Here is a 16,075-nt window from a genome sequence, read left to right on the forward strand (position 1 = left end):
TGTAGTCTGGTCAAAAAAGTTGAGTACTAAACTTTTTTGACTTCATAGTGATGAGTCTATTATCTCATATCTGATGGTTTTGAAAAGGTACTCGCTATTTTGCGTTTACACACAAACTTTGGGATACTCCTCGATGAACAGCTTGCAGAGCTGGCCCCTTGGAGTGAAAAACTCCAATCTATCAAAAATTGCATGTGAATTATAGTGAATTACTCCAACTCGCAAAGGGCTGGAGTAATTTTGTATCTGACCGCATTAATATTTGGCGCTTCCCCTTTTTTTGTTGTATAAAAGTGGTATTTCATTCATTTAATATCACCCGACATTGATCAATTATCTTCAAGAACCAAGAGCAAGCCGTAGTTTTCTATTTTCGGCTTGTCCCCCCCGCTCAATATCCGGGCGGGTGTCTTAAGGATTATTTTTTTGAAAATCTCTTTTGCTTGTCTTTTAATAGACATTTCCCCATACTTTTGTATCATCTTATCGAAACTTAATGAATCCAAATCACTGTAGAAACAATTCCGTCCATCTATCTAACTGAACTATATTCTGACGGATTGTGGCTGACACCAACTTCGTAGGAAACCGCCTTTTTAATTAAATTTTTTGAAACAATTTCAAACAGACTATCACCTTTATCGGTTCTGGTAATAACCAGACTCGTTCCTTTCCCGTCGTTCATCTCTGGAGCCACATTATCGATACCCCAGAAATCTGCAATCGTCAAATCCGACTTATGATTTTTCTTAGCTACACACTCATAACACGATGGGCGAAGACAATAATCTCTAAGAAACATCACCATATAAGGATCTGTATCTTTGGATATATACATCGCTTTATGGTGCTCATCAATTCTCTTGTTACCAAAATCTTTCCAACTATCGTCTTTGCATCGGAAATTTACGCTGATCAGTTTTGCATTTTTCTGCTTTTCTACATAGTCCACATACTTTCTCCACAGTTTTGGAGACGGGGTGCCGTGGCAGATAACGTCTACGTAATACAGCTTGTCGTACTCTTTACTAAGAAAGCCCTTTAAACCATTTATCTGACAGCTCGTTCCGGAGAAGAGGACAATCCCCCCTTCTCCAGATCTTTTTTCACATTTTTATAGGTGTCTCCAACTATTGCCTGAATATATTTTGAACCACGAAGCTTATATATATCCTCTCTGTTATCCACACGGCAATAAACTGCCGCTCTACAATCATTAGATATTGCGACGCCATAGACTATGCCTCCCTGGTCAATCACATTATTCGCCAGAAGAGAAAACACCGCTCCGGACGAACTTTTCAGTCTTAATTTTTCATCCCTGGCGTATGCAGCATATGTATTCATATCACCCCTTCAATCCTGCTATTTTTAGTATTCGCTTAGCTTTTCCTTTTGTCATATGATCTACTAGCACAAGAGTTTGTTGGTATTCATCCATCTTATGGTAGACGAGAAAATATATAACGTTAGGAACAATCAGGCATATTAAAAAACGTACCACCAGTGTAGTAATAAGCCCCATGGAGAATCGATTACAAATGAAGTATGTCATAACACAGCTAATGAATACTATCAGGCAGTAGAATAATAATTTCTTCAAGTACGGTCTTAAATATTTCTTATCAAAAATCACTGTAAACAGATTGTGAAGAAGCCAAGGCATTCCGACACAGAGAATGGCTAGTACTGTTGATAGCAATATTCCGTATATTCCGATAACCTGTGCCAAAATCAGGTTAAGAACAAGGTTTGTAAGTGCTGCTGCCAAAGGCCGCAGCCTATCCTCATGCCACATTCCTGACGCATCTTTATAAAGATTAAACAGAGCATTATATTGACGAACAAAAAAATAAATCACAAAGCAAACTACTGCGGACATAGAGAGCATATAATTATTTCCTACCCATACCTCTATAAACGGTTGATAAAGACAGAGTAAACTAGCTGAACAAAAACCAGCAATCCAGGTAATGATGAAAGTAAATGTATTTAAATCCTGATAATTTTTATCTTTGCTCTCAACCACAATGCTATTTCCAATACCAGCTGTACATGCAGAAAAAACTATTGCAATTACACTATTTATGCCATTCAAAATAAAGAAATAATTCTGGTAAACAGCCAATACGGTTAAGCCGAGAAATGCTGATATAACGATTGTATCGGCAGAATCGTAAATGATACTACCTATCTTAGACGTAAATAAATCTTTTATTCTTTGATTGATTCTTCTTACTTCGATCTTATCAACACTTCCCCTGGGCGTGAATTGTGGATATAGCATATTTGAACATATCGCAGTTACAATGTTGGTTAACGCCTGAGTTGCAAGTGCAACAATCAAGTAAATATAATAATCATGGAATATCCATAATACGAGAATCTGCAATCCATACTGAATTGTATTGGTTATAAGAGTAACCTTTGAAACCACATCTACTCGCTGATGTGCTTGAAGTATAGAGTTTTTATATGCAAACAACCAATATGAAAGAACTGTCGTTCCCAAATTTAGTAAATAGAGAATATAGATATTAATACCAGGAGGAACTTCCCCACTGATAAGCATTGGAATAAAAGGAGTTAATATACCCCCTATGACAGCAATCACAAGGCCTATCACTCTATAATATCTTCTATAAAGCTTCATAAGCGCACATATAGCTGCATTATCGTCTTTTGCAATCGGCTTATACATACTATAAACCATTGCCGATCCGACACCCAGTTCGGCAAGATTCAATACCTGAAGAACTGATGTAAATAGTGAGTTGAGTCCTAAATACTGAGCTCCCATCAAATAGATCATGACAGTTCGCATTAAGAATTGTCCCCAAATTTGGTGCGCTTTTAATATGACGCCAAAGATAATATTTCTTGTTGCATTTTTAGTTCGTTCTATTTTTGCCATAATCTATTTACCCCCTATAGTTCAGCAATTCAAAGCAACCATAAAAAGTATATGGTAATCCAACAGCTTCTATAATTACGTCCGCAATGCGATAGTGCTTTTTATACAACTTATAAAAGCTCACCAGAGCATAACCCCATTCAATATCGTTTAGGGCTGGTGAATAAATTATTAAATTGCATAATTTGCTAGGCCTTTAGACTGTAAACTCTACATTGTTTGTTCAATAATTTTGTTCAGAAAAAACAGCAACAAACAAGCCAATATATTAATTATTTTAATCATCTACTTTGTTCCACAAATCAGATTATTACTATCCTTCTTTATCTCATTAAAGACTTATGGCATACAACTATTTATTTGAATGCCTGTTTTAAAAAAGAGATAGATTGTTCTCGATTATTAGACAAATTATCTTGGACAATTTCAGTATCTACAGATGGGTTAAAATAAAAGGTCTTGTCGTTATCAAAATTATTCTTTAAGCCAACCAATTTAGCCAATGACTTGATTCTTGAACTCATATCCATTCCAGTTCTTGCAAATGTATGTACATTTTTTTTAAATATAATTGAAAATACAGTCGCATGAAAAGAATCAGTCAAAACATATTCTGCATGATGAATCAGATAAACAAACTCTCCTGGTCCCAACTTAGGAGAAATTCCAAACTTGTTCCTTTGTAATATGTCTACAATAGTATACTTTTTTGACAACCTTGATAAGTAATTCTTGAAAGCTTTATTTTTCTCTTTTAATGCGTAAACAAAAATATATGGTTTATCTGGCACAAATTTAGGTTGAACCTCAATTTCTTCCCATTTTGCTCCATCTAACAGTAATGTAGGGTCAAGTACTATTTGCGCGCTTTTATTAGAAATCTTCTCTACAATTGCCTTTCCCTCTTCTTCCCGTACAGAAATCGCCTTAAATCTATTTAGTTCACTCCCCCAGTATTTAACCTTATCTTCAGGAAAATCTGCTATTCCAAAGCTTGCCGCATACGAAATTCTCTGAGTATTCTCTGCAAAGCAAAGTAAATCACAACCTCCAACAGATTCAAAGTACGGATTCCAGACTTGATCACTTCCCGTAACAAAATAATCAAACTCCTTAGATATACCCGCAGGAAACTTATTTGCTCCGACTGAATATTTACTAAATCTTATATTTCTATTGAAATCTTTAAATTTAACTATTTTGCTATGAATACAATATTGTAAGCAACCCTTTATCTTAGATAAAATTCTTTTTTTTAGAGAAGATACTTCATTATATCTTCTAAGAGTATATACATCAAAGCCCAAAATCTTAAGAATCTCTTGTAAGGCATAATTTTGAAGACGATTTCCAAAATTTAAAGATTGAATTGTAATGATTCCTATTTTTTTCCCCATTATTTCATTCACCTCTTTTTAAAGTTTTATTAGAATGGAATTGATAATCTTCTGTAGTTTTTCTTCAATTAGATTTATATTTTTTTGATGTTTATCAAAAAGATATTTTTCAAGTCTCTGCCGAATCCAATCCACTGTAGTGCAGAAAATATATATGCTAATAACGCTAATCATCCAATATGCCACAAATGTTAACGGTCCATACGAAATATTAATTGCCATAGTGTTCCATAAAAAGGTACGCATATACTTATTTTCATGAATTAAATAAACAGCAAAAGATCCTTTAGCTAAAAATGAAATCATTTTTTTAATATGAATCGACTTGAAATCTAAACGCATGGTAGTAAAGATTAAAAAAAACAATATGCTTGATATAAAAACAAAAATGGAATTATATACGCTATTGAAAATAGTAGATCCTTCAAAAAAAATGCTCCGTTTTGTAAAAACATATAGTAAAATAAAAGGTACTTCGCTTCCTAATGCGAGAAATGCACATAAAATATACCGTAAAACATTACGTTTGCCCTTTCCAACATTATATCTTTGTATATATGAAGCACAGAAATACAGATATATAAACCAGACTATCCCGGTACTCCCACCAAAGTTCAAATTGTCGCAAAAGAAAAAAAAGTTATAGTATACTACAAACAGAATAAAGCCACAAAAAATGATAAGCGAATGTATTTTTCGATCCAACAAGTTTATAACATCACGTATAATCGGAGATAAAATATAAACTCCAACATAAGTGGTAACAAACCAGTATTATCGTGTCAAAGTAGGCATTGCTGCAAGTAATAATTCTTTTACTGTTAAATGAGCAAGATTTGTCTGCAAAAATATCAAATAAAGTATTATAGAATAAAACAGAACTTCGCATAGTATCTTTAAGAGCTTATATAAACTAAACTTAAATTTGTGAATGTAGTATCCACTAATTAAAATATAACAATTAACGGATATCAAAGATACGCTGTGAAGTATATGCTTCAAAAAACCAGTTGCCGAAAAATAGTCGATTTCTGTAACAGCCGAATTATAAGAAAAAAAATGCAGAGAAACAATCATGAGCATTGATATAATTCGCAGAATATCAATAGAATAATTTCTATTATTCTCTCCACTTTTTTTTATACTATACTCCATGTTCATTCCTCCTAGTCAAATCATTTACTAGCTTATTTTCCGCAAAAGCAAACCTTTTTGTCTTATATCATCTTTCGTGTTTTATGGTGACGTATAAGAATGCAACCGGATATCCCAAAATCGTAACAAGTACTCTCTTTATAGTTCCATTTAGCTCTCTCATCACAGTCCGATAAGATGTTCCAGAACACATTGCGGACCTGGCTATATTAAAAATTGATATCCAAACTGTTTTATTGTAAAAAAACTGATCAAACAATTCATTTAAACAGAATCTTGCAAAGTAATATCTAGTTCTCATCCTGGAAGAAGAGTGCATTCTACCTTTTGCAAGAGAATCCGCAGAATCGGTGTAGTAAACTCTAAAAACATCATTCACGCAATATGAATCATAGTACAAGGAAATCTTTTCCCATACGGTACTTTCAGTTACGAATTTTGTATCAGCATACACAGGGAAAGGATATTGCTTCAAAATTGAAACTCGTCTGCAATTTGATTTCTCCCCCCCCGCCTTGGCCATGATCTTGCGTTGCTTTCTTCCGGTGTATTGATTTATATCCTCACGATATTCCTTCCCTATAAGTTTTCTCGTTGCAGCATCTATACATCTGCCTGAAATCTGCCAAAATCGTTGTTTATCACTTGGAAGTGTATCAATAATACCATTTAAAAGCTCAATTGCATCTTCTGTAAGTTCATCGTCGGAGTCCAAATTAATGACCCATTCTGTCTTGATAAACTGATAAGAATAATTCAGTGCTGTATGTCTTCCACCATTTTCTTTTTTATGGTATTCGATTCTAAAATCAGCATTTTTCTTACATTCTTTAATAAAATCCTCTGTTTCATCAGTTGAGCCATCATCAATCACTAACCATATAAAATCTTTGCATTTCTGTCTGCACAAACTTTCAAATGGTCTTTTTAACGTATGAGCTCTATTATATGTCGGTGTACAAACTGTTACATTCATTCTAAAATTCCTTTCATAATACCCACAATTCTAATTCGCGTTTATTGCCATTGAAGTTTTGCATTATCAAACCAGCGTTTAAATCTAAATTTGATATACCAACAAAATCTCAAATCTCGAATTCTCGGGTAAAAGCAATTCTTCTGAATATCTTTTTCATCAAAGAATCCCTTCGGTGTAATTGCAAATTCATTAGTGTTACTAAATGAAGTCCTTTCAAATCGCCTTTTTTGAAAATGAGCATATATTATTTCCTGATTCGTCTGATTCTTCCAATTTCGAATATACAATTTCCCATTTTCATATTTTAAATATGTAAATACTTGCCTTTCAGTATCCATAACATACAGATTTCTGTATCGGCTAACGATATCACTACATCCTTCCACTTTTCTTAACACCGAATATCCCGCCTGCTCTAATAATTCGTTTACGCTCAAATGATTCTTTCCATACGATTCATCAAGAACATAAATGTCATCACTGTCTAGAATAGACTTTAATGAGTATCCATTATTCTCTATAGTAGTGCATATCATATTAATCAACGGATCGTTTCTGTATACCGACAAGTGCCCTAAATCCAGAATTTTGTCATAGTGCATTAAGTTATCCTTGGACAGACATTTCCTCAAGTCACCGTATACTATATCTAAATCACTATAACCCCAATATTCATACCCCATAAATATATCTTTGAATATCATTCCATATAATGGTTTATAGTCGCACAGTTTATATACTCTACTAATCCTGCAGCCGAGTACACTCTTAATTCTGTTTTTTATCTCATCAAAGTTCAATTTAATACAAGTAACATTAGAATAACGACTGTCGTCAAACACATCATCTGTAACTATATACCAATCAATAAACGCATTTACAGCCATCGACGCAAATGTAAATTTATAATTACTTGGCAAATTTCCAAAATATGGACATATAACTGCAATCTTATTTTGACTTTTATTTATCTTTCTCATTACTTTAAATTCTTTCCTCTATTTCATCCGCATGTTTCAAAAGTACAAATAATAGATAAACGTGCGCATAGCCCAAGTATTGCATTGTTATCGTACCTATAAGCATAACAAAGATAATATTCAGCAAATAGTTTTCCGTCCGCAAAATCACACTTTTTTTGTTAATCGAATTGCTCATAAAAACAATAAGCCCCAAGGTTCCTACTATTCCGTATTCAAAAACATTTTGAATCCACTGATTATGAGCCGGCCAAAGGCCATTACCGAACGGAACGAAACTTCCCCCGTTAACAATTCCGTTACCCAATATTGTCGCGATTAGACTTTGATTTTTCATTAGTGCGAGTGCATTGCGCCATATATCTGTTCTTCCCGTTAGTGTCATGCTCTTATGTAAAATATTCTCTATAACCCCGGAGAACATATACTGTGCGCCAAAAATGACGACAGCTACATTCAAGATTATTGTCATCGCCAAGACAAAATTCATCGTAATCTGCATTTTGAATACTCTTTTTATAAGTATCAGTATCAACAAAGCAACCAAGCACACTATACCAGTAGATATATTTGCATACAAAATATTGAAAACTGATAATGCTACTGTTAATATACAGAGTTTTTTCATTCTATATTTTATTAAACAAATTCCACTAGCAGCAAATGCAACAAAGATATAACTAGTATAGGCTGTTTTAATCCCTAAAAAGTAGTAGTCATTATCACCGTTGTCATATATTACTTTTGACGGAATGATACCGCCTGGAAATGCCAGTAAGCTCATCGCGTTTATGAAAATAAATATCAAGCAGACTGCTGATAATGCAGTTAGCATTTCTTTTAGGTAATTATTTTGAACACACCACTCAATTATGAGAATGTAATTGCACACCATTAATGTGAGATATCCCCACTGATCAATATCTGAAACATTTCCATTTATTATCATTATCAATAGGAAGTATATCCTTAGACATACCCAAGCAAATAAGTATTTAGATATTTTTCCGTCTTTACACACTTTATAGAAGTAGATGGCAAATACAGCCAAATTTCCGACCGCATATATCAATACGGTAATCGTATATTGTGTAAACAACTTGGGCTCAATCGTTAGTATAAATGCTATGAATAGTTGCAGCCACGCAATTTTGCTTTTTCCTAATTTAAGTACCATACTTCCACCCGTATCATGTCTTTTTATTCAGAAAGAAATATCCGGCGAATGATTGTCTCCCATTCAGAAATATTTTTATCCAAATGCAACCTTTTCACTGACTCTTTAGCCCGAATTCCAATCATCATATCATCAGATTCAATACATCTTTTTATAAGTTCGGCCAACTGTTCATCGTTCCCTATTTCAAACAGCCAGCCATTCACACCATTATCTATCAATTCTCTCGGTCCACTCACGCAGTCACTCGATATACATTGTAATCCAGCTTCCATCGCTTCACATAAGACATTGGGAAAGCCTTCATAATATGTAGACAACACAAAAATTTTTGATCTACATAATTCCAAAAAAGGTTTTTGGGTATGACCACATAATATGATTTTTGCTGTCATTTGCCGATTATCTATATACTTTTGTAAAAATTCCTTTTTTTCCCCAACACCGAATATTTTTAATGTCCAATTTGGGTATTGTATCGATACTCGGGCAAAGGCTCTGATTAGGGTTTCAAAATCTTTTTGCGGTTCGAGTCTTCCGATCGAGATAACAGTGTTTTCTTTCGTTACAACGTCCCCATCAAGCTGCTGTTCTAATGCGACATTATCAATGGGATTCTCTTGTACAAATATTTTGCTTTGGAGCGACTTCCAATAAAAAGATTTTATCTGTTTTGTTTGTACACCTATCGCATTGGCTCTTTTATATAATATGTTACTAATAAGAAAACTGAATTTTGAGTGTTCCCGCAAGGGATTATTCCGATCACATACAATTATTTTTTCTTTAGATAATAGTCCAGCAACGATGAGAAGTAAATTACATCGCATCAGAAAAGATATGCTCACATCCGCCTTAATATTTTTAAAGCACTTTCTAATAAAAATATAATCCTTAATTTGCTCCATTAATTTTCCGCAATTAGTATTATTTGATGTATGCAAATTCACATCTGGGACAAGGCTATAAAATTGTGGACGTTTCTCTAGTGAAATTACATGTACTTCATTGCCTTTACATGCCAATGTGTTTGCAATGGTGGTAAGAACTTTTTCTGCTCCACCTCCAGATAAACTACTTATATAAAATGCTAATTTCATAACTTTATTTCTTCACCCTTGTCAAATCTATCCACTCGCCAAATTTTTTATCCCAAATTGGTGGTTCGAATTTTTTAAACCCGCTCCAGTGAAAAAAAGTGATTTCACCGAAATACACTTTCCCATTCACGTCATAAAAATCTATTCTTGCCTGTGGAAGTCCTGCCGAAATTTTCTCTGCAAGTGATTTCATTTCTTCAAATGTCTTAGGCTTTTCATACTGTTTTGTGGAATTAGGATGGCCATTTGTAAATGGCAGTTTTCTGAATTCAGCATCAAAAAAATCAAATTTAGTCTCTTCTGTATTACTTTCACGATCAGATGCAATGAACATTGCCTTAACTTTACCATCAAAGCAGAAAAATTTGTAATCTTTGAGCTCATACCCAGATTCGTCTACCATATATGCTTCAGCAATAATTCTTCTCGGGACATCTTTATATGGCCACTCTCGGTTCTGCATATAGTAGTCGTTCTTTAAGCACTTATCAATTTTCTTTTTGGTTGCCGACATATTCAATTTGCTTTTATTCGTACAGATAACCAATCCTCCCGAATCATGTGTGCATTTCAAAACGAACTGATTGGGCAGTTTGCTGAAATCAATTTCGTCAAAACTGTCCCATACGCCTAGAGTTGGAATGATATATTGCTCACCAATAATATTTGCCACAATTTCTTTCACTTGGTATTTATCTACTAATTGAACATATTGCGGATTTCTATCATTTAATTTCAACCATTGCAATTTTTCATTGTATGTTTGAGGATTTTCCAAATTCAAATCATACCCAAAAACATTCTTAAATTGCATACATAGAAAATCTCTATCAGACATTGTCTTATAAAAGCCGTGTTGCGCCAAAAAAATGGTACGTTTTTCTTTATCAAATAAGAAAGTTCTTATTCCTTTAATTAAATGCATAATAGACTCCTTTAGTCTCTCTGGAAAATATCTCGGGTATAAACCTTCGTTTTCACATCATCCAAGCATTTGTCATAACGATTTGCAATGACAGCATCGCAACGGTTCTTGAATTGTTCCAGATCATTTACTACCAAGCTTCCGAAGAATGTTTCCCCATCCTTGAGCGTTGGCTCGTACACAATCACCGTTGCTCCCTTTGCCTTGATTCGTTTCATAACCCCTTGAATAGAACTTTGCCGGAAGTTGTCACTGTTTGATTTCATAGTTAACCGGTATACACCAATGACGACTTTTTTTTCTTTTCTCTCATCCCAACTATCGTTTGCTCCATAAGCCCCAGCAATCTCCAGAACTCTATCCGCAATGAAGTCCTTCCTTGTTCTATTACTCTCAACAATAGCCTGGATCAGGTTTTCAGGGACATCTTGGTAATTTGCCAGCAACTGTTTGGTGTCCTTAGGCAGACAATAACCGCCGTAACCGAAGCTCGGATTGTTATAATGGCTTCCAATTCTCGGATCCAGACAAACGCCATCAATGATCTGCTTGGTGTTCAGTCCTTTGCTTTCCGCATATGTATCTAGTTCATTGAAATAAGCCACACGCAGTGCCAGGTAGGTATTAGCGAACAATTTTACAGCCTCTGCCTCTGTGAACCCCATAAACAACGTGTCGATGTTTTCCTTAATTGCGCCCTCTTGGAGCAGCTTTGCGAACGTCTCTGCCGCCTTAACCAATCTGGCATTCTCAACATCAGTGCCAACGATGATCCTGCTAGGATACAAATTATCGTACAATGCTTTGGACTCTCTTAAAAATTCAGGACTAAAGATGATGTTATCGCAGTGAGATTTCTCTCTGATACTTGCCGTGTAACCCACCGGGATTGTGCTCTTAATTACCATAATCGCTTCCGGATTGTACTGGATCACCAGCTTGATCACGGCTTCAACTGCACTGGTATCAAAGAAATTCTTCTTGCTATCATAGTTGGTCGGTGCAGCGATTACTACAAAATCTGCATCACTATAAGCCGCTTCCGCGTCCAGTGTGGCAGTCAGATTCAATTCCTTCTCGGCAAGATACTTTTCAATATAGTCATCTTGAATAGGGGACTGCTTTTTATTGATCAGCTCTACTTTCTCAGGTACGATGTCCACAGCCATTACTTTGTGATGCTGTGCCAGAAGCGTGGCAATTGAAAGGCCTACATAACCGGTACCAGCGACAGCGATCTTTAAATCTTTGAATTCTCTCATATAATCGATCTCCTCCCCACATGCTTACGCAATGGTTCTTATATTTCACACTGTTGCCAGTGTATTTCCACCGACGGTACATTCCGTTTCTTTGTGTTCTCACATGTTATGTTTTCACATATAGAAATCCCGATACCATTCAGTAAATTTCCGCAGTCCAGTTCTCAGGTCTGTACTCGGCTTGAATCCGAAGTCATGTTCCAAGGCGCTCGTATCCGCATAGGTCACAGGCACATCTCCGGGCTGCATCGGAACCAGTTCTTTATGAGCATCAAAATCGTAATCTTCCGACAGCACACCAGCTCGTACCAACTCTTCGCTCAAAATCTGCACGAAGTCCAATAGGTTCTCCGGATTGTTGTTGCCAATGTTATAGAGAGCATAAGGTGGAACAGGAAGTCCATCCTCACCGGTTGCCTTGTCAGGAGCTTTGCCCATCACCTTTTCCACACCGGTCACAATGTCATCGATATATGTAAAGTCGCGTTTGCAGTTGCCGTAGTTGAATATCTGGATTGTCTTACCGGCTCTTAACTTATCAGTGAAGCCAAAGTAGGCCATATCCGGGCGACCAGCAGGGCCATACACTGTGAAGAACCTCAAACCAGTTGACGGAATGTTGTACAGCTTCGCATAAGCATGGGCCATCAGTTCGTTTGATTTCTTCGTGGCGGCGTAAAGAGAAATTGGATTGTCCACCTTATCATCAGTGCTGTATGGAATCTTTTTGTTGGAACCATAAACAGATGAACTGGACGCATATACCAGATGTTCCACAGGAGTATTCCCTTCATTATAAGAATGTCGGCAGGCTTCCAGAATGTTGTAAAATCCAATCAAGTTCGATTCTATATAGGCATCTGGATTAATAATGGAGTAGCGCACGCCGGCTTGTGCGGCCAGATTAACAACGACCTGGGGCTGGTACTGCTTGAACAAATTCTCAACCAGACCCTTATCTGCAATGCTGCCCTTGATAAAAACAAAAGAAGGATGTACGGACAGTTCGGTCAATCTCGCTTCTTTTAGCCGCACATCATAATAGTCATTCATATTATCGATACCAACCACCGTTACATCCTGCACATCATCGTAAAGACGCTTTACCAAATTTGAGCCGATGAAGCCGGCTGCTCCGGTCACCAATATTGTTTTCTTATGCAGATCAACACAGCTCATAACATTACTACCCCTTTTCATCTCATTCTTGCATTGTATTTTTTCTATATAAATAATTAACTGCTTATTCTGGGTATCAAATCTTCTTAATTAATATCACGCTCGCTAACCCCAAATTGATATTCACCATTATTGATCATCAAAATTCTCATGACACAATCTCCCCGGAATACCGATCCGCCTCAGCCACCTTGTTCTCATACAGCCCCAGCGTCTTCTCCGTCACTTCATCCCAGTTATATCTGCCGCAGATATAATCCGCAGCCTCATCCTTATATTTCTTCACAGTTTCCGGCTTATCTTCTAGCTTCTGCAGAACCCTCGCCAGATCTGCGCTATTTCCTTTCTTAAACACTGCCGCTTTATCCCCGACTACCTCGGTACATTCCGCGATATCTGACACAACGCAGCAGTTGCCATAGCTCATCGCTTCCAACAGACTCAGTGGCATCCCTTCCAGATCCGAGGGCAGTACATATACATAAGCGTTACTGTACAGTTCTTTCAAAAGTTTCCCCTGCACGAATCCGGTAAACAGGATACGGCTATCATCCTTTGCCAGTTCTTTCAAATCATTGGCATAGGCATCGGTATCCGAGGAGCCACCTGCAATGACAAGCTTCTTTTCAGTTTTTACCTTTTTGAAAGCTTCAATCAGATATTTCAGTCCCTTCTCCGGAACTAACCTGCCAAGATAAAGGTAATAGGAATTTTTTTCCACCCCAAACTTCTCCGTGATCAGCTCTGCCTTTTCCGGAACAGGCCGGTTGACCCCGTTAGGGACAAACACCGTTTCCCTGCCATAAGTTTTCCGGAAATACTCCTGAACCCCTCGGCTCAGTACGATGACTTCATCGGCGAACCTTGCAGCGCATTTTTCGCCAAGCATGATATAAGTACTGGCGAATTTTCCCCACTTGGTTCTCCTGTGATCCAGACCGTGGATCGTAGCCACACACCGTTTGCCGAACAATTTCGGTAGCCAGAGCATGGCGCACGGTCCTTCCGCGTGGAAGTGAACCACATCATAATTTCCCGCTGCGCAATGCAGAGCCGCAAAAAAAGAAGCCGACATTGCTGCAAGTCCTTTCTTGTCAATGGTAAATACGGATTTCAGCCGGACTCCTTTATAAGAATCTGTTTTCTTTGTATCAAAGGCCTTTCCACTTACGTGGTGCCCTTTCCGGTTATAGCAGGTTACATGATGTCCCAGGGCAGCCATGCGTGTCGAAAGCTCCTCGATCACCACTTCGATTCCTCCCTCACGGGAAGGAATCCGCTTGTGACCGAGCATTGCTATGTTCAGTTTTCCGTCGTTATGTACTGGTTTCATGCGTATCACCTGCCTGTGATCCTTTTCTGAAATAACCGCCGGAATTCCGGGATATTTATACGATCTATTGCAATCGGTCACTCGGAATCCGCTCCGCTTCTTCCTCGTAAAGCTCTCCGCTAGCGCTCCGAGCTTTAAATAATTGTTATTATTTGAAGTTCCCATCCTACTTTGATCCACTCCCCTTGAGCACCACAAGCACTGTCTTTAGTATGATCTTGATATCCATCCCGAATGTCCAGTTCTTTATGTATTCCATATCCAGCTTTACCACTTCTTCAAAATCGGTGATATTGCTTCTTCCGCTGACCTGCCACATGCCGGTCAGACCGGGTTTGATGGCGAGCCGCGCTCTGTGGGAGTGTTCATACTGCTGCCATTCATCTTCTGTCGGCGGTCTTGTCCCGACCAGGCTCATATCGCCTTTGAGGACATTCCAGAACTGCGGGAACTCATCCAGGGAAGTTTTTCTTATAAACCACCCGAGACCGTGTCTGCTGCCGTCCGGACCGCTTCCGATGATACGGGGATCATTTTCCATTTTGAACATGAAGCCCTGCATCTCGTTTTTCTTCATTAATTCCTGTTTTCTCTTCTCAGCGTCCGTGTACATGCTCCGGAATTTATAGATCTTGAATCTCTTTCCGTTCTTGCCCACACGGGTCTGCGAGAAGAAGATCGGGCCGGGCGAAGCGCTGTAGATCGCAGGTCCCAGAAACAGGAAGATAATTCCTGTCAGCAGGACGCCTACCAGGCCGCCGCAGATATCAAGTACTCTTTTCAGAAATACTTCTCTCTGCTGTGCAACTCTCAGGGAGGACGTCACGACGGTAAATCCACCCATACGGTTGATGTACTGATTGTTTCCTCCGATTCCCAGATCGCCGAGACTGTAGTGTACAGTCAGCCCCATATTGATACAGGTATCAATCAGGTGTCTCGGGATGCCGTAGCTCTGTCTTACTTTTATGAGTACCGCATCCACCCACCGCGTCTGTATATAGTCAGGAACCGCATCTGCGCAGCACACTACCGGGATTCCCCGGACTGCTTCATCTTCCCGGACGTTTCCGTCCACGAATGCGATTCCGATGATTTCAAATTCATTGAAGCTGTTCAGCTTCATTATCTCCAGTGTATCTTCCACTTCTTCTCTTGTTGTGATCAGCAGCATCTTCACTTTGTCATAGAAAAGACGTTTATGCCTTACAAGGAAGCCTTTCCAGAGCACTCTTCCTACATAGACAAATATCAGTGCCGCCGGGACAAACCAGAGAAAAGAGAGTCTTGAGAAAGCTCCGCCGTTCTGGCTTAAGAACAGGTATGCAATCTCAAATACACATACTACAACAACATGCCGCAGTACATTTTTAAATTCCTGGAAGTATCCTCTGCGCATGATACCGTGATACGGTTCCATAAAGAAAGCCGCACAGATATCAGCCAGGCCGATAAGTAATCCGATGTTCAGATACAACGGATCGTGATACGGAATATGCAATCCCCGCCTCATAATACAACTGAACACATAGGCAGCCTGAAGCATGATCAGGTCCAGAAGGATAAAGTCCCAGTGTTTCAGCCAGCTGTTTGATATTCTGCTGTACATATTTCAACATTCCTTTTGCAGCCCCACCACAAGAGCTCTTTCTTTCCCTCACGATAAGGTTGTGC

General features: G+C 37.9%; 13 protein-coding genes and 1 pseudogene. All 14 read right to left on the reverse strand.

Annotation, left to right across the window (positions count from 1 at the left end):
• Window positions 1-532: 532 nt before the first annotated feature.
• The 14 genes and pseudogenes from B5F07_RS13815 to B5F07_RS13885 all read right to left on the reverse strand — a co-directional run bounded on the left by B5F07_RS13815 (window position 533) and on the right by B5F07_RS13885 (window position 16,010).
• Window positions 533-1,084, reverse strand: a complete 552-nt coding sequence (locus B5F07_RS13815) for a Coenzyme F420 hydrogenase/dehydrogenase, beta subunit C-terminal domain (protein WP_087161871.1) — start codon at window positions 1,082-1,084, stop codon at window positions 533-535.
• On the reverse strand, window positions 1,051-1,347 hold the full coding sequence (locus B5F07_RS13820; RefSeq protein WP_087161872.1) for a coenzyme F420 hydrogenase/dehydrogenase beta subunit N-terminal domain-containing protein: 297 nt from the start codon (window positions 1,345-1,347) through the stop codon (window positions 1,051-1,053). Before B5F07_RS13820 ends, B5F07_RS13815 begins: the two co-directional genes overlap by 34 nt.
• A gap of 1 nt (window position 1,348) precedes the next feature.
• On the reverse strand, window positions 1,349-2,914 hold the full coding sequence (locus tag B5F07_RS13825) for a polysaccharide biosynthesis protein (RefSeq protein WP_204248848.1): 1,566 nt from the start codon (window positions 2,912-2,914) through the stop codon (window positions 1,349-1,351).
• 356 nt (window positions 2,915-3,270) lie between these two features.
• Window positions 3,271-4,311 carry a polysaccharide pyruvyl transferase family protein gene (locus tag B5F07_RS13830; protein ID WP_087161873.1) on the reverse strand — a complete coding sequence of 347 codons (1,041 nt, stop codon included), beginning with the start codon at window positions 4,309-4,311 and terminating at the stop codon, window positions 3,271-3,273.
• An 18-nt stretch (window positions 4,312-4,329) separates the two neighbouring features.
• Window positions 4,330-5,472: pseudogene (locus B5F07_RS23705) on the reverse strand (acyltransferase).
• A gap of 61 nt (window positions 5,473-5,533) precedes the next feature.
• Entirely contained in the window at window positions 5,534-6,442 is a 909-nt protein-coding gene (locus B5F07_RS13845; protein ID WP_087161876.1) for a glycosyltransferase family A protein, read from the reverse strand.
• 41 nt (window positions 6,443-6,483) lie between these two features.
• Window positions 6,484-7,425 carry a DUF6625 family protein gene (locus B5F07_RS13850; RefSeq protein WP_087161877.1) on the reverse strand — a complete coding sequence of 314 codons (942 nt, stop codon included), beginning with the start codon at window positions 7,423-7,425 and terminating at the stop codon, window positions 6,484-6,486.
• A 4-nt stretch (window positions 7,426-7,429) separates the two neighbouring features.
• Window positions 7,430-8,602, reverse strand: a complete 1,173-nt coding sequence (locus tag B5F07_RS13855; protein ID WP_087161878.1) for an O-antigen ligase family protein — start codon at window positions 8,600-8,602, stop codon at window positions 7,430-7,432.
• A gap of 23 nt (window positions 8,603-8,625) precedes the next feature.
• Complete coding sequence (locus B5F07_RS13860; RefSeq protein ID WP_087161879.1) at window positions 8,626-9,702, reverse strand: glycosyltransferase family 4 protein; 1,077 nt, start codon at window positions 9,700-9,702, stop codon at window positions 8,626-8,628.
• Window positions 9,703-9,706: 4 nt separating this feature from the next.
• Window positions 9,707-10,627, reverse strand: a complete 921-nt coding sequence (locus B5F07_RS13865) for an ATP-grasp fold amidoligase family protein (RefSeq protein WP_330397829.1) — start codon at window positions 10,625-10,627, stop codon at window positions 9,707-9,709.
• An 11-nt stretch (window positions 10,628-10,638) separates the two neighbouring features.
• Window positions 10,639-11,889 (reverse strand): nucleotide sugar dehydrogenase, encoded by a 1,251-nt coding sequence (locus tag B5F07_RS13870; protein WP_087161880.1) that lies wholly within the window; start codon window positions 11,887-11,889, stop codon window positions 10,639-10,641.
• A 114-nt stretch (window positions 11,890-12,003) separates the two neighbouring features.
• Complete coding sequence (locus B5F07_RS13875) at window positions 12,004-13,068, reverse strand: NAD-dependent epimerase/dehydratase family protein (protein WP_087161881.1); 1,065 nt, start codon at window positions 13,066-13,068, stop codon at window positions 12,004-12,006.
• Window positions 13,069-13,216: 148 nt separating this feature from the next.
• Window positions 13,217-14,401, reverse strand: a complete 1,185-nt coding sequence (locus B5F07_RS13880) for a glycosyltransferase family 4 protein (protein ID WP_242972533.1) — start codon at window positions 14,399-14,401, stop codon at window positions 13,217-13,219.
• A gap of 166 nt (window positions 14,402-14,567) precedes the next feature.
• On the reverse strand, window positions 14,568-16,010 hold the full coding sequence (locus B5F07_RS13885; RefSeq protein ID WP_087161882.1) for a sugar transferase: 1,443 nt from the start codon (window positions 16,008-16,010) through the stop codon (window positions 14,568-14,570).
• Window positions 16,011-16,075: the final 65 nt, after the last annotated feature.

It is taken from the genome of Lachnoclostridium sp. An169, from assembly GCF_002160525.1.
GTDB lineage: Bacteria > Bacillota > Clostridia > Lachnospirales > Lachnospiraceae > Mediterraneibacter > Mediterraneibacter cottocaccae.

Bases quoted from the DNA above. Each gene is read 5' to 3' on its own strand.
- B5F07_RS13820 (WP_087161872.1), bottom strand. From the start codon at position 1,347: ATGAATACATATGCTGCATACGCCAGGGATGAAAAATTAAGACTGAAA.
- B5F07_RS13825 (WP_204248848.1), bottom strand. From the start codon at position 2,914: ATGGCAAAAATAGAACGAACTAAAAATGCAACAAGAAATATTATCTTT.
- B5F07_RS13830 (WP_087161873.1), bottom strand. From the start codon at position 4,311: ATGGGGAAAAAAATAGGAATCATTACAATTCAATCTTTAAATTTTGGA.
- B5F07_RS13845 (WP_087161876.1), bottom strand. From the start codon at position 6,442: ATGAATGTAACAGTTTGTACACCGACATATAATAGAGCTCATACGTTA.
- B5F07_RS13850 (WP_087161877.1), bottom strand. From the start codon at position 7,425: ATGAGAAAGATAAATAAAAGTCAAAATAAGATTGCAGTTATATGTCCA.
- B5F07_RS13855 (WP_087161878.1), bottom strand. From the start codon at position 8,602: ATGGTACTTAAATTAGGAAAAAGCAAAATTGCGTGGCTGCAACTATTC.
- B5F07_RS13860 (WP_087161879.1), bottom strand. From the start codon at position 9,702: ATGAAATTAGCATTTTATATAAGTAGTTTATCTGGAGGTGGAGCAGAA.
- B5F07_RS13865 (WP_330397829.1), bottom strand. From the start codon at position 10,627: ATGCATTTAATTAAAGGAATAAGAACTTTCTTATTTGATAAAGAAAAA.
- B5F07_RS13870 (WP_087161880.1), bottom strand. From the start codon at position 11,889: ATGAGAGAATTCAAAGATTTAAAGATCGCTGTCGCTGGTACCGGTTAT.
- B5F07_RS13875 (WP_087161881.1), bottom strand. From the start codon at position 13,068: ATGAGCTGTGTTGATCTGCATAAGAAAACAATATTGGTGACCGGAGCA.
- B5F07_RS13880 (WP_242972533.1), bottom strand. From the start codon at position 14,401: ATGAAACCAGTACATAACGACGGAAAACTGAACATAGCAATGCTCGGT.
- B5F07_RS13885 (WP_087161882.1), bottom strand. From the start codon at position 16,010: ATGTACAGCAGAATATCAAACAGCTGGCTGAAACACTGGGACTTTATC.